Here is a 14,958-nt window from a genome sequence, read left to right as displayed (position 1 = left end):
TTAAAATTATCTTTTATAAACATTTAAAATCTATGCTTCTATGTGTTAAATTAACTTTTTTGCTAATTACACCCAACTGGTTAATTATATTAAAATTGAATGCTTTTCATCGTCACGATGTTCATTTTAAATATAAATAGAAGATTAATTCATTCAAATCTATTTCACAGTATCAGAACTGAATTTTTTCGTAACAATTAGTGAAATTAGTGTTTGATCTTTTGTCTATTTTAATCCGCAAATTCTGTTTATATTTGCACCTTTCGAACAAACAACAGAACAATGACTACTTTAAACGAATTGAATGCTATCTCTCCAATCGACGGAAGATATAGAAATAAAACCCTTTCATTAGCACCTTTTTTCTCTGAAGAAGCTTTAATCAGATACCGTGTATTGGTTGAAATTGAATACTTTATTGCCTTGTGCGAAGTGCCATTACCACAACTAAAAGACGTAAGTCCGGATTTATTTGACAGCTTGCGTAACATCTATAAAAACTTTTCTACCAAAGACGCCCTTTGGATCAAGGAAACAGAAAAAGTTACAAATCATGATGTAAAAGCGGTTGAGTATTTTATTAAAGATGCTTTTGAAAAACTGGGTTTATCTCAATATAAAGAGTTCATTCACTTCGGATTAACATCTCAGGATATTAACAATACTGCCATTCCGCTTTCTACAAAAGAAGCTTTTGAGCAGGTTTATATGCCTTCCTTGATTTCTTTAATTTCTAAATTAAAAGAATTAAGTGTTGAATGGAAGGACATTCCAATGTTGGCACGTACGCACGGACAACCGGCTTCTCCTACTCGTTTAGGAAAAGAAATCCTGGTTTTCGTTGAACGTATAGAAGAGCAGATGCGTTTATTGTTCAATATTCCGTTTGCAGCTAAATTTGGTGGTGCAACAGGAAATTACAACGCACATCACGTAGCATATCCGCAAATCGACTGGAAAAAATTTGGAAATAAATTTGTTGAAGCTGATCTTGGCTTACATCATTCATTTCCAACAACTCAAATTGAACATTACGATCATTTTGCAGCATTCTTTGATGCTTTAAAAAGAATCAACAATATCATTATCGATTTAGATCGTGATATCTGGACATATGTTTCAATGGATTATTTTAAACAAAAAATCAAAGCAGGCGAAATTGGTTCATCTGCAATGCCACATAAAGTTAACCCGATTGATTTTGAAAATTCTGAAGGAAACTTAGGGATCGCAAATGCTATTTTTGAGCATTTATCTGCAAAATTACCGGTTTCGAGATTACAGCGTGATTTAACTGACAGTACTGTTTTACGTAATATTGGGGTTCCGATCGGGCATACCATTATTGCTTTTGAAGCTTCATTAAAAGGTCTCAACAAATTGCTTTTAAACGAAGCTAAATTTGCTGAGGATTTAGAGAAAAACTGGGCAGTTGTAGCAGAAGCAATTCAAACAATTTTACGTCGTGAGGCATATCCGAATCCTTACGAAGCTTTGAAAGGTCTGACAAGAACGAATGAAGCGATTGATAAAAAGGCAATTCATAATTTTATTGCGACATTAGAAGTTTCTGATGCTGTAAGAGCAGAATTAATGCAAATAACTCCTGCTAACTTTACAGGAATTTAAAGAAAGCCTAAAATATTTTACCAGAAAAAGCTATCTTTAACGATAGCTTTTTTTATTTAATCCGATTGGAAATTAACCCAGATTACTTAACTTTTATTTTAATGAGCTCAGTGAATTTTATTTGAAATGAAAGCTGGATTAAGCTCCTGAAAAATTACACCTTTTTATGATTGCCTTAAATGCCGTTGCAGAAACTACACACCACCTGAAACCATTAATCAGCGATCTGGGACTTATCCTGATGACCGCCGGAATTGCTGTATTATTATTTAAAAAAATGAAACAGCCACTGGTTTTAGGATATTTGATTGCAGGATTTTTAGCGGGTAATCATTTTGATTTTTTTCCTTCTATTACGGAAATGAAAAGTGTTGAAGTCTGGGCTGAAATTGGAGTAATCATCCTGCTCTTTAGTCTGGGGCTTGAATTTAGTTTTAAAAAATTAATGAAAGTTGGCGGAACAGCCTCAATTACAGCCATTACGCAAATAATTACAATGGTTATAATTGGTTATTTGGTCGGACGATGGATGGGTTGGTCACAAATGGACAGCATTTTTCTGGGAGTAATATTATCTATATCTTCAACAACGATCATCTTAAAAACCTTTGATGAGCTTGGAGTCAAGGCTCAGAAATTTGCCGGAATAGTTATCGGTTCCCTTATTGTACAGGACATTGTGGCTATTTTGATGATGGTTTTATTATCAACAATTGCTGTGAGTCAGCAATTTTCCGGAAGTGAATTAATGATGTCGGTTTTAAAACTGGTTTTTTTCCTCACAGCATGGTTTATAGGCGGTATCTTTTTTATTCCGACACTCCTTAAAAAAGCAAAACACTTATTGACAGATGAGATGTTATTGATTATTTCACTTGCATTATGTCTGACTATGGTCAGTTTTGCTGCAAATGTGGGCTTTTCCCCTGCTCTTGGAGCGTTTATTATGGGTTCTATAATTGCCGAAACTACTCAGGCGGAACATATTGAACATTTGGTAAAGCCCGTTAAGGATTTATTTGGCGCCATCTTTTTCGTATCGGTCGGAATGTTAATTGATCCTAAAATGCTCTATGAACATGCGCTTCCGGTAGCTGTTTTAACACTAGTAACTATTGTGGGGCAATCTGTAAGTTCTACAATTGGTGCATTATTATCAGGACAACCCCTTAAACAATCTGTTCAGACAGGTATGAGTTTATCGCAAATTGGTGAATTCTCTTTTATTATTGCCACATTGGGAATGACCCTAAATGTTACCAGTTCATTTTTATATCCGATTGTAGTAGCCGTTTCAGCCGTTACTACTTTTACCACTCCTTTTATGGTAAAATATGCAGTTCCTTTCTCTGAATTACTGGAACGGAAAATGCCTAAAAAATGGGTTAAAAACATCAACCGTTATAGTGTCAATGCACAAGCGATAAAATCTGTTAGTACGTGGCAAAAAGTACTGCATGCTTATGTTATTCAAATTATATTACACACTATTATTGTTGCGGCAGTTATTCTATTATCATCAAAATTTGTGGCTCCGTTAGTAGCAGATACCCGATTCGGAAACACTTTGGCCGCACTGATAACTTTAATCATAATTGCTCCGTTCTTATGGGCGCTTTCGCTGCGACGTGTTGCCATTGAAGAAGTTGAGATGTTATGGGAAGAACGTAAATACAGAGGTGCTCTTTTAATGATGATTTTAATCAGAATGAGTCTAGGGGTATTTTTTATTGGATTTTTATTAAACATTTTCTTCTCGCCTCTGGTTGCTTTTATCGCTTTGATTATTGCCATTGCTGCTTATCAAATATTCCCTAAGAAACTAAATGAGCAATATCATAAAATCGAAAGTCACTTTTTAAAGAATTTAAACGACCGGGAAAACAAAAAAATTGACAGGCGTTATGCTAATTTAATGCCCTGGGATGGACATATGTCGTTTTTTGACATTGGAAAAGAATCAAATTTGGCCGGAAAAACACTGGAAGAATTAAGCATTCGTGAACAAATGGGAATCAACATTGCTTATATAAAAAGAGGTGATGTTATGATTTCTATTCCAACTAAAAATGAACGTTTATTTCCCGGCGACGAAATTTGTGTTATTGGTACAGATGCTCAGGTCACTGAATTTGGAAAATATTTGAATCAGAATGAAATTGAAAACCCTAAAGTTGTCGAAGAATCTGAAATTGTTTTGCGACAGCTGGAAGTTTCTGATGAAGAATTCATTCAGAAAAGCATCGGTCAATTCAGGTCTAAAACCAATGGTATGGTTGTTGGAATTGAGCGAAACGGAAAACGGATTCTAAATCCTGAATCCAGCTTGACCTTAGAAAAAAATGATATTATTTGGGTTGTTGGAGATAAAAAACGAATGAGCCAATTAATAAAAAAAGCCTGATAATTGCTAAGCTACTAACTTTCTAAGTTAATACAAAGAGTTTTAAATTCTTTGTAGCTTAGAAACTTAGTAGCTTAGACACTACAAATTTATTTATTAGGCTGCGGAGTCATACGCAGATACGGTTTTATCGGTGTATGCCCTTTTGGGAATTTTGCAGGAATATCACTATCCGGAACTGCCGGTGTAATCACAACATCTTCTCCGTCTTTCCAATTCGCCGGGGTTGCCACACTGTAATTTGCCGTTAGCTGTAAACTGTCAATAACACGTAGCAATTCGTCAAAATTTCTTCCTGTTGAGGCTGGATATGTTAATGTCAATTTGATTTTTTTATCAGCGCCAATTATAAAAACGGAACGTACTGTAAATTTATCACTGGCATTTGGATGAAGCATATCATATAAAGTAGCTACTTTTTTATCCTCATCAGCAATGATTGGAAAATTTACTGTTGTATTTTGAGTTTCATTGATGTCTTTGATCCATTCTAAATGCGACTCTAGACCATCGACACTTAAAGCAATAACCTTTGTATTTCTTTTTGTAAATTCCGGAAGATAATTTGCAACTGTTCCTAATTCGGTTGTACAAACCGGAGTAAAATCTGAAGGGTGTGAAAATAAAACTCCCCATGAGTCCCCTAACCATTCATGAAAATGAATTGGCCCTTCGGTCGTTTCTGCATAAAAATCCGGAGCTATATCGCCTAATCTTAATGTTGACATAATTATATTTTTTTAGTTCCTCTAAAATTACTTAAAAAAATAATTAAAAAAAACTAAACTCTACTTTTTCTATCTATTTTAAGAAAATTATATTGTTTTTTTCTTTTGAATATTTGGCAGGAAATACGCGAGAACTCCAATTAATGGCAGATAAGAACTTATCGTGTAAACATATTCGATACTGGTTTTATCTGCAATATATCCTAAAACGGCAGAACCTAAACCTCCCATTCCAAAAGCAAAACCAAAAAACAAACCTGAAATCATTCCGACTTTTCCAGGTTTCAGTTCCTGGGCGTAAACTAAAATAGCCGAAAATGCCGAAGCTATTACAACTCCAATAATTACTGCTAAAACAGCAGTCCAAAATAAATTAGCATATGGTAAAAGCAATGTAAACGGAGCGGCTCCCAAAATCGAAAACCAAATAATATATTTTCTACCAAAATGATCTCCCAAAGGTCCTCCTATTAAAGTTCCTGCTGCAACGGAAGCCATAAAAAGAAACAAATAAAACTGCGAATCCTGAACACTTAATCCAAATTTACTAATTAAATAAAAAGTGAAATAACTTGACATGCTTGCCATATAAAAGAATTTGGAAAATATCAGCAACAATAAAACAATGATAGAAATCGTAATTTTTCTATTTGACAATTGCATCTTATCTTCCTCTAAACCGGCTTTCCCCAATGTTCTTAAACTCATATGATTAGCATACCAAACCGCAATTCTTGACAAAATCATAATTCCTAAAACTCCTGCAAGTACGAACCAGATAACATACGATTGCCCGTGTGGAGCTACTACCAATGCGACCAATAAAGGCCCGATGGCGCTTCCGGCATTTCCACCTAATTGAAATATGGATTGAGCCAGACCTCGCTTTCCTCCTGAACCTAAAAAAGCAACACGGGAAGCTTCGGGATGAAAAATTGAAGAGCCGACTCCTACCAAAGCCACTGAAACTAACAACATCCAGAATGAACTGGAAACGGACAATAATGCTAATCCGGAAATGGTAAAAATCATAGCTGCTACAAGTGAATAAGGTTTTGGTTTTTTATCTGTATAAAATCCAACGAAAGGCTGTAATAAAGAAGCCGTGACCTGAAAAACAAAGGTAATCAGTCCGACCTGAGTAAAACTTAAATTGAAATTTTGCTTTAAAATTGGATATGTCGAAGGTATTACAGATTGCATCAAGTCGTTTAATAAATGTGCAAATGCAATTGAAAATAATACCGAATAAACTGTTTTTTGAGCTAAAGTACTGCTGTCGATTGCAACAGTTTTTGTAGATGTATTCATATTCCAGAGGAAAAATTATTAATCAGATTTATATAAAACTAGTGACAAAATACCAAACAGCAAGGGTTGCGAATGAAATTGGTATTCCGAAACCAATCATCATACTGCTCAATTTTGGTTTTAATCCGTAAGTCGAAGCTAAAATGGCACCTGTAATCATTGGAGCCATAGCTGTTTCCATTATTGTAATTTTTATTGGTTCAGAATGCTGCTTGAAAATAAATACGTATAAAACTAAAATCACAAACGGAACCAGAATAAGTTTAAAAAAAAGTCCGAGTCGTAAAAATCTCCAATGCTGACTTTTTTTATCAAAATTCAGCTGTAATCCGACCGACAATAAGGCAAGCGGCGTTACCAAACTTCCGATTTTTAGCAATACAGATTGAATGTCCAAATCCAAATCATAGTCATATACATTCATTAAGCAAGCTAACACAAACATTATAAACGGCGGAAATAATATTATTTTCTTAATAATACTAAAAGTGTTCGGACTACCTTTCGAATAGAAAGCTGCTACAAAAACTCCCAATGTAGAAACTACAACAAATGTTCCGGGCTGATCGACCAAAACTGCCGTTTCTAATCCTTTTTTTCCGAACAAAGCTTCAATTATAGGATAACCAAGAAAAGAAGAATTACTCAATCCTGCCGTAAGGATTAAACAGCCAATAAGTTTATTGGACCATCCTAATCGTTTTCCTAAAAAATGAAAAAATACAAAAGCCAGTATAAACGTAAGCCAGCCCGCTCCTATTGGGAATAACAACTCATTATCCCATTTTATTTTCGGTATGTGGTATAAAGTAATAGCCGGCAGACAAAAATAAATTACAACTTTGTTTAGAAACTTGTAAATATGGGTTGGAAACCAGTTTACCCTTTGCAAAAGCAAGCCTAAAAATAAAAAGAAGAATATTAAAATAAAGTTGTTCATATGGCAGTATCATTACAAAAATAGGAATTTATAAAACATTAAGGAGTATAAAATTTTAGTTAAAATTATTTTTAATTCAATAAAAACAATTACATTTGTAACATATTTTATTACAGTATGATTTCAGGTAAGTTTGCCATAACGATTCACATTCTGACTTTACTCTCTAAATTCCCGAATGATTTTTTATCATCTGAATTTATTGCAGGAAGCATGAACCTTAACCCTGTTCTGGTCCGAAAAGAAATTGCCAATCTAAAAGCCCATCATATTGTAGAAAGTAAAGAAGGTAAAAATGGTGGCACGAAATTGTCTAAAGCGGCAACAAATATTACATTAAAAGAAATATTCGAGATGACTTTTGACAATATCAATTTAGGATATGCTAAAAATCAGCCTAATCCTGATTGTCCGGTTGGAAAAAAAATCAATCAGAATTTAGCCAAACTATACGCCGACATGAACGAAAAAGTTAGTTTGCAACTGACAAATATCACATTAGAAGATTTTTCCAATCAATTCTAACCTTTTTTTATACAAAACTGTAACATTTTTTATTACTAATTAAATTAATATATTTATGAAAATCGCAATTATTGGAGCAACAGGATTCGTCGGTTCAGCAATTTTAAATGAATTGGCAGACAGAAAACACAACATTACAGCTATCGCCAGAAACCCAAAAGACACATCAAATGTAAATTGGGTCGCTATAGATATTTTTAATACTGATGCTTTGGCAGAAACTTTAAAAGGAAATGACGTAGTAATCAGTGCCTATAACTCAGGATGGACAAATCCAAATATCTATGATGATTTTATTGCCGGTTCAAAAGCAATTCAGGAAGCAGTAAAAAAATCAGGTGTAAAACGTTATATCACTATAGGTGGCGGAGGAAGTTTGTTTGTTGCACCAGGTCTACAAGCGGTTGACACTCCTGATTTTCCAAAAGAATATTATGTAGCTGCAAGTGCTGCAAGGGATTATTTAAACATTATTAAAGAAGAAAAAGAATTGGATTGGGCATTTTTCAGCCCCGCTTTTGAGATGCATCCGGGAATCACAACAGGAAGAACAGGAAAATACCGTTTAGGCTTAGAAAATCCGGTTTTTAATGACGAACAGAGAAGTATTTTATCTGTAGAAGATTTAGCCGTAGTTATTGCAGATGAAGCAGAAACTCCAAAACACCATCAGGTTCGTTTTACGGCAGGATATTAATTATTACAGCCCAAATAAATTCACAAAAAACAGTTTCGAAAGCAATTTTCTACTTTTGAAACTGTTTTTGTTTTCAGTACTTTTACAGTACCAAAAAAAAGTATTTTGTCAAGTTTAAAAAAACAGTCGAGCAGTTTACATGAAAAAGTCGGAATTTCTTCCCCTGAAATTACCAATGTTACAGCCATCAGTCAAATACAGCAAAGAAGAAGACAGCTTCCTACTTCAAATGAATTAATTACCGGAATTTTAAATAGTAATAGAACTGCTTTAAGCCGTGCCATTACTTTAGTCGAAAGTACAAATCCTCAACATACAGAAAAAGCTAACGAAGTCATTAAAGGTTGTCTGCCTCATTCAGGCAAATCAATCCGAATTGGGATTACAGGCGTTCCCGGTGTTGGAAAAAGTACTTTTATTGAAGCTTTTGGAAAACATTTAACTTCATTAGGGAAAAAAGTTGCCGTATTGGCAGTTGATCCAAGCAGCTCTCTTTCACATGGAAGTATTTTAGGAGACAAAACCCGAATGGAAGAATTGGTTAAGGATGAAAATGCTTTTATCAGGCCAAGTGCTTCCGGAGATACTTTGGGAGGCGTAGCCAGAAAAACACGTGAATCAATTATTTTGTGTGAAGCTGCAGGTTTTGACACTATTATTATTGAAACTGTTGGTGTCGGACAAAGTGAAACTGCTGTCCACGGCATGGTAGACTTTTTTTTATTACTAAAAATTGCCGGTGCCGGCGATGAACTTCAGGGAATTAAACGTGGTATTATGGAAATGGCAGATGTTGTTGTCATTAATAAAGCAGATGGAGATAATATCAAAAAAGCAGATTTGGCTAAAGTTGAATTCAATAGAGCTTTGCATTTATTTCCTCCAAAAAAATCAGCATGGCAGCCAAAAGTTACAACCTGCAGCGCCATTACCAAAGAAGGAATTTCTGAAATTTGGGAAACGATTTCGGGTTATTTCAAAATGACAAATGAAACCGGTTATTTTCAGGAAAAAAGAAAAGAACAAAATCAATTCTGGATGATGGAAACTATTAATGAACAATTAAAAAATCATTTCTACAATCAGCCAGGTATCATGCAACTATTGGATAAAACCCAAAAAGCGGTACAAAGTAGTGAAATGTCACCTTTTGCAGCCGCTCAGTTATTATTAGAAAAGTATTTTAAAACGTAATTTAAACTTGACTATTCAACCATACAAAAATTTTAACGAATATTTCCTATTGAATTTTTAGCGGTATCATGTTTGGTTTTTAAACGTCTTTTTTCTACTGCAGACTCTATACTGGTTTGCGTTTGTAATGTAGTTTTCAAATCTGAAGCAGAATTTGATTTAACCGCTTTTTCTTTTACAATTTTACTGTCCTGGGCTTTTACATTTGTTAAGCCGCACAACACTAATGTTACTGTAAAAATTGCTGTTTTAAGGTTTTTCATATCGATTTAGTTTTAATGATTTATAGTAGATAAACAAAAGCTGTTTTTTGTTACCTCCTTTTCGGCTTTTAAATTAAAAATACTGTATAGAAATTCAAAATCAAACCATTAATATTAAACTATTTCATTTGGTAATTGATTTAAATTTTCGGCAACTTTAAAAAAATATACTCTTAAAAACAAAAAGCTGCTAAAAAATGAAATATCATCTTTTGCAGCCATTCAGTTATTATTAGAAAAATATCTTAAAGGTGATCTAAATCCATCAATTCTATCAAACAAGAATTTAACGAATATTGCCTACTGAATTTTTAGCAGTATCATGTTTTGTTTTTAAAACTCCTTTTTCTACTGTAAATCCCATACGAACCTGTGTTTTTAAGGTATCTTTCAAGCCTGAAGTTGCTTTCTCAACGATAACAAATGCTAATTCATATTCTCCGTCAGCCAGGTCTAATACAGCTTCATTTTCATTATCCTGAATTTTTAAAATATTTTTTTCAGAATCAGGTTTTGCCATTTTTCCGGTAGCGGCATAGGAAGCAGCGGCAGCCCCTCCTCCTCCTCCGGCTAAATTTCCCACACTGGAAACCGCAGCAGAAATAATAGCTCCGCCTGGCAAAGCACCTCCCAATAAAGACGAACCCTGTGACAAAGCGCCACCAGCTGCATGTAAACCCTGATTGACTTTTTCGCCAAAAGCAGCGCATTCATTTTTGCTCAATTCCTTAATGCTTTTGTCAGTGGTATTGATTCTGTACCCTTCATTAGAAGGAAACAAAACGATACATCCGCCTTCAACTAATGTTACATTTATTTTTCCGGCATTTACTTTTTCTCCAAAAGTTGCCCCTTGTGTCTGCTTTGCAATAGTAACATTCATAGAAATTCTGTTTGGCATTCCATTATTTATACCATTTATATTGCTTTTTTGAGCAGGACCATCTAAAGTGCTTTCTGAACCAGAAGTAGATTTAATCGTTTTTTCTTTTACAATTTTACCATCTTGTGCTTTTACATTTGTTAAGCAAAACACTACTAATACTGCAGTAAAAATTGTTGTTTTAAGATTTTTCATGTCGATTTAATTTTAATAGTTTATAAATAGATAAACAAAGTTTGTTTTTTGTTACCTCCTTTTTTTTTAAAAACAAATACCCCCTAAAATTTTAAAAATCAGAACATTAAAGTTACGACTATTTCATTTGACTGCTGATTTTAATTTTCGTCTGCTTTTAAAACCTGATTAAAACAAAAAAGCTGCTAAAGATGAAATTTTATCTTTAGCAGCTTTTTAATGCTTGTCGAAGGAAGTGATTAAAAACTTTAAATCTTTATGTCTTTGAACCTATTTTTTCCTAAGTTTATACTTATTCTCTCTATATAAATTCCCGGCTGTAATAACATGTGCCAAAGCATCCTTTGCTAATTCTTCGTTTAATTTTACAGGAATTAAAGTGGTGTCATTTTTAATTTCGAATTGAAGCGGTTTCAAATTTGGCTGCATAATTACAACCTGATTCTCTATTCTAAACGCATTGATATCATTAAACTGCATAATTGACCTTCCCTGAACTGTTGGATTCAATTTGTTTAAATTTCTTCCAACCATTGGTGTTTCAAACGGAACTCCTAAATAACTTAATAATGTTGGCGGAATATCAATCTGGCTTGCCAGTTTATTGTAAACAGCTCCTTTTTGAACTCCCGGTCCCATAATTAAAGCCGGAATATGAAATTTATTGATTGGCACTAAATTCTTTCCGTACGTTCTCGTATTGTGATCGGCAATAACAATAAAAATAGTATTTTTAAAATATGCCTCTTTTTTAGCCATTTCGAAGAATTTACCAATGGAGAAATCGGCATATTTCATGGCATTATTTACTGTTGCAGGCTTTTGGTCATAAGGTTTTATTCTTCCGGCAGGATATTCAAAAGGTTCGTGATTTGATGTCGAAAACATTAAAGAAAAGAAAGGTTTATCTCCTTTTGCTTTAAAATAATTATTTGCCTTAGTTACTAAATCTTCATCTGAATAACCCCAGGTTCCTTTGAAAGCATATTTATTCCCATCAGAATCAAAATCATCCTGATCTACAATATCCTGAAAACCATTTCCGTTGAAAAACGAAGCCATATTATCAAAATTCGCCATTCCTCCATAGATAAAACTGGTGTCATATCCTTTTTGTTTCAAGGCATCAGCCAAAGTAAAAAAACCTTGCTGTGAATTTCCTAATTTAACCACGCTCTCTGATGGCGATGGCAAAAATCCGGTTACAACAGCTTCTATTCCACGCACACTTCGGGTTCCTGTACAATATAAATTGGTAAATAATAACCCTTCTTTCGATAATTTATCAAATTCAGGCGTTAATGGTTTTCCTCCTAAAATCCCAACATATTCAGCACCTAAACTTTCCTGTAAAAAAATCACCAGATTATAACGCTTTTTTACAACTGAATCCGGCTGCTGTACATGAAGAAACGGAATTTCAGCATCAGTAAAATCATTTGGTCCGGCAATCATGTATTTTTTTACACGGGCAATTGCTTCGGCTTCATCCATTTTACCATACATTTTGGTGTTCCCTTCATTTTTAATTGAATATGCAGCAAAAGCAACGGTGTAAAATGAATTCAAACCTAAAGTATTTGTTAGCTGATCAGTTGAAAAAACAGCATTACTGGCATTAATTGGTCTCTTTGAAGTCAGGCTTGAACGTGCCCCAAAAAACAATAAAAAAGCAACTAACGGAAAAAGTATCAGTTTAAATTTATATTCGGTATTTGTCGTGTGGAAATACTTTTTTCCCTTTTTGAAAGCAAAATACAAGACAACTCCAAGAATCAGAAAAGTAACAATTATAGAAGTCAGATAACTTTTTAAAAGCATTCCGACAACTTCTTTTGGGTAAATCAGATAATCTAAGAAAATCTTGTTTGGACGTGTGTCGTATTGTTTTACAAAATCGGGTGAAGCCAATTCTACAAAAAGAATCAGAAACAGGAATAAAAAGCTATAAATAACCAAAAAGCTATTTGTGAATTTTATCCATTTACCAGGAAGAAATGTAATCAAAACTGCGGGAAGGAAAGACAAATAACACAGTAAAATCAAATCCATTCGCAAACCGATTGGAAAAATATACCAGAAATTGGGTGTCTCGATGACTCTGTCTTTAAATAGAAAAAATAAAAAGATTCTGCTTAAAGTTGTGATTAGCAATCCAATTGCTATGAAATTAAAAACGGGTTTTAAAAAACTTAATTTTTTCATTAGATGATTTTTAATTGAGGCAGATGCGTAGAAGTGCACAGCAGTGCGTCTCTACTCTTCGTAACGTTTTATTTCTCTGTCGTAAAATTCATTAGCCAGAACAATCAAACCTTCCATTTCGGCATTTAATTCTGCTTCATCAAGATCTTCGGCCTCTTCCATAAACTCAACCTCATCATCTTTTAAATTGATTATAAATCTCGGGTAATCAAGGTGAACGATAAAAATATCATCTGGAAAATCAGTATTATCTCCAAGTAAAAATTTAGGTAATTCCATTTTTATTATTTTTTTGTTTATTTTTTTGCCACAGATTCTCCAAATTCTCCAGATTAAAAAGTAATTAGATTTAACTTGTCAGAAATCTGTGAAATCTGTGGCTTATTTTTATTTTTTTATGCTTCAAATTTAGTTATTTGAAAATGAATTATTGATTAATTTTTTGGTTAAGTAATGAAACCGAATATACAGGAATATTGCTGCCGCAGTTAAACCTGCCAAAAGCCCGATCCAGACTCCTTCTGCTTTCCATGAGGTGTATTCTCCCAAATAATACGAAATCGGAAAACCAATTATCCAATACGCAGTAAAAGTGATATACATAGGTACTTTTACATCCTGTAATCCGCGTAAAGCGCCTAAAACAACTACCTGAATTCCATCAGAAATCTGAAAAACTGCAGCAATCAGTAATAATTTCGACGCAATTTCTATTACTTCAGTATTATCCGTAAGCTGTAGTGTGTTTTCCATATTCAAAAAGATATAAGGCAAAACATTATGAAAAGCAATGAATATTGCTGCAAAAACAACTTCAAGAATAATCGAAAGCAAAAAGATGGAACGCGCTACGACAACCAGCTTTTTATAATCCATTAATCCTTTTTGGTTACTGACACGAATCATCGAAACTACACTTAATCCCATAGCAACCATAAAAGTCATTGAGGCAAGACTTAAAGCAATTTGATTGGCTGCCTGACTTGTTTTACCAATATTACCGCAAAGCCATATCGATGCTGTAAAGAGTACTACTTCAAAAAGCATTTGCATTGCAGATGGCAAACCCAGGTTTATAATTTTTCTGATGGTTTCTTTTTTAATTTCTTCAAAGCTAAACCCTTTAAAATAAGTTTTTAACTGTTCATGCCTGGACAAAATAAGATGCATAAAAATCACCATCAGGATTCTTGAAATCACAGTTCCTAAAGCTGCACCAATAATACCCATTTTAGGAAAAATCCAAACACCATAAATCAACATATAATTGATACCTATATGAATAATATTCGCCATAATAATGGCATACATAGAATATTTGGTCATTGAAAGCCCATCAGCAAATTGCTTATATCCCTGATACATAATTAATGGAACTAATGAAAAAGCTACCCAAACCAGATATGGTTTTGCCAAAGCAATCACATCGGCCGGTTGATGTAATAACTCCATTAAAGGTTTGGCTAAAACCAATAATCCAAAAAGCATGAATCCTAAAATTGTACACAGAAACAACCCATGATGAAAGGTTGAACGAATTTTATTCTGATCTTTTTCCGCATCCGCTTCGGCTACAATTGGAGTTAAGGCAGTAGAAAATCCAATTCCTAAAGACAAAGCAATAAAAATCATACTGTTCCCTAAGGAAACTGCCGCAAGTTCGGTACTTCCTAATTTCCCAACCATTATATTATCAACAATACCTATTAATGTATGCCCTACCATTCCTAAAATAACAGGATAGGCTAATCTTAAATTATACGAAAACTCCTTTGTATACTGAACTAAATTCACTTTTAAACTTTTTAGTCGGCAAAGATAACCAGAAGCTTTGAATTCTTTGATATTATTAAAATTATATCCCTTTTATAAGGTCAAATTTTACGAATCCTAATATTATGTAACGATTTTGAATAATTATATAACAAGAAACAAAAGCATCAAGTCTAATTTTACACCATAGTAATTAAAAAAAAATACACGC

Annotated in this window: 13 protein-coding genes; 5 read left to right on the top strand and 8 right to left on the bottom strand. The window is 33.7% G+C overall.

Annotated elements, in window-relative coordinates:
* Positions 1 to 282: 282 nt before the first annotated feature.
* Together purB and PMI10_RS16315 are read left to right on the top strand one after the other, a co-directional pair.
* The gene (gene purB / locus PMI10_RS16320; RefSeq protein ID WP_007810021.1) at positions 283 to 1,629 is read left to right on the top strand and encodes an adenylosuccinate lyase; all 1,347 of its coding nucleotides are present in this window, start codon (positions 283 to 285) and stop codon (positions 1,627 to 1,629) included.
* 166 nt (positions 1,630 to 1,795) lie between these two features.
* On the top strand, positions 1,796 to 4,033 hold the full coding sequence (locus PMI10_RS16315; protein WP_007810020.1) for a cation:proton antiporter domain-containing protein: 2,238 nt from the start codon (positions 1,796 to 1,798) through the stop codon (positions 4,031 to 4,033).
* A gap of 89 nt (positions 4,034 to 4,122) precedes the next feature.
* Here the strand turns inward: PMI10_RS16315 and PMI10_RS16310 are convergent, their stop codons facing one another.
* From PMI10_RS16310 to PMI10_RS16300, 3 genes are all read right to left on the bottom strand, one after another.
* Complete coding sequence (locus PMI10_RS16310) at positions 4,123 to 4,761, bottom strand: peroxiredoxin (RefSeq protein WP_007810018.1); 639 nt, start codon at positions 4,759 to 4,761, stop codon at positions 4,123 to 4,125.
* Between the two features lie 87 nt (positions 4,762 to 4,848).
* Positions 4,849 to 6,072, bottom strand: coding sequence for an MFS transporter (locus PMI10_RS16305; RefSeq protein ID WP_007810016.1), 1,224 nt, complete (start codon positions 6,070 to 6,072; stop codon positions 4,849 to 4,851).
* A 28-nt stretch (positions 6,073 to 6,100) separates the two neighbouring features.
* A complete protein-coding gene (locus PMI10_RS16300) occupies positions 6,101 to 7,012 on the bottom strand; it encodes an AEC family transporter (RefSeq protein ID WP_007810013.1) in 912 nt (303 codons plus the stop codon).
* 117 nt (positions 7,013 to 7,129) lie between these two features.
* Here PMI10_RS16300 and PMI10_RS16295 point away from each other — a divergent pair, with 117 nt between their 5' ends.
* The 3 genes from PMI10_RS16295 to meaB all read left to right on the top strand — a co-directional run bounded on the left by PMI10_RS16295 (position 7,130) and on the right by meaB (position 9,428).
* Entirely contained in the window at positions 7,130 to 7,537 is a 408-nt protein-coding gene (locus tag PMI10_RS16295; protein ID WP_007810010.1) for an Rrf2 family transcriptional regulator, read from the top strand.
* Positions 7,538 to 7,592: 55 nt separating this feature from the next.
* A complete protein-coding gene (locus PMI10_RS16290) occupies positions 7,593 to 8,234 on the top strand; it encodes an NAD(P)-dependent oxidoreductase (RefSeq protein WP_007810008.1) in 642 nt (213 codons plus the stop codon).
* A gap of 105 nt (positions 8,235 to 8,339) precedes the next feature.
* Positions 8,340 to 9,428: a methylmalonyl Co-A mutase-associated GTPase MeaB gene (meaB, locus tag PMI10_RS16285; RefSeq protein WP_007810006.1), complete on the top strand. Its 1,089-nt coding sequence runs from the start codon at positions 8,340 to 8,342 to the stop codon at positions 9,426 to 9,428.
* 32 nt (positions 9,429 to 9,460) lie between these two features.
* On the opposite strand, the gene PMI10_RS16280 is transcribed toward meaB, so the two are convergent.
* The 5 genes from PMI10_RS16280 to PMI10_RS16260 form a co-directional block, all read right to left on the bottom strand.
* Positions 9,461 to 9,691: a hypothetical protein gene (locus tag PMI10_RS16280; RefSeq protein WP_007810004.1), complete on the bottom strand. Its 231-nt coding sequence runs from the start codon at positions 9,689 to 9,691 to the stop codon at positions 9,461 to 9,463.
* A 286-nt stretch (positions 9,692 to 9,977) separates the two neighbouring features.
* A complete protein-coding gene (locus PMI10_RS16275; RefSeq protein ID WP_007810000.1) occupies positions 9,978 to 10,769 on the bottom strand; it encodes a hypothetical protein in 792 nt (263 codons plus the stop codon).
* A 270-nt stretch (positions 10,770 to 11,039) separates the two neighbouring features.
* Positions 11,040 to 12,974 carry an LTA synthase family protein gene (locus PMI10_RS16270; protein WP_007809999.1) on the bottom strand — a complete coding sequence of 645 codons (1,935 nt, stop codon included), beginning with the start codon at positions 12,972 to 12,974 and terminating at the stop codon, positions 11,040 to 11,042.
* Between the two features lie 51 nt (positions 12,975 to 13,025).
* Positions 13,026 to 13,253, bottom strand: a complete 228-nt coding sequence (locus PMI10_RS16265) for a hypothetical protein (RefSeq protein ID WP_007809997.1) — start codon at positions 13,251 to 13,253, stop codon at positions 13,026 to 13,028.
* Positions 13,254 to 13,382: 129 nt separating this feature from the next.
* Positions 13,383 to 14,768, bottom strand: a complete 1,386-nt coding sequence (locus tag PMI10_RS16260; RefSeq protein ID WP_007809995.1) for an MATE family efflux transporter — start codon at positions 14,766 to 14,768, stop codon at positions 13,383 to 13,385.
* Positions 14,769 to 14,958 lie beyond the last annotated feature (190 nt).

The organism is Flavobacterium sp. CF136 (genome assembly GCF_000282055.1).
GTDB lineage: Bacteria > Bacteroidota > Bacteroidia > Flavobacteriales > Flavobacteriaceae > Flavobacterium.
Note: the sequence above shows the minus strand (reverse complement) of the source record. Positions and strands in the feature narration are given on the sequence as shown.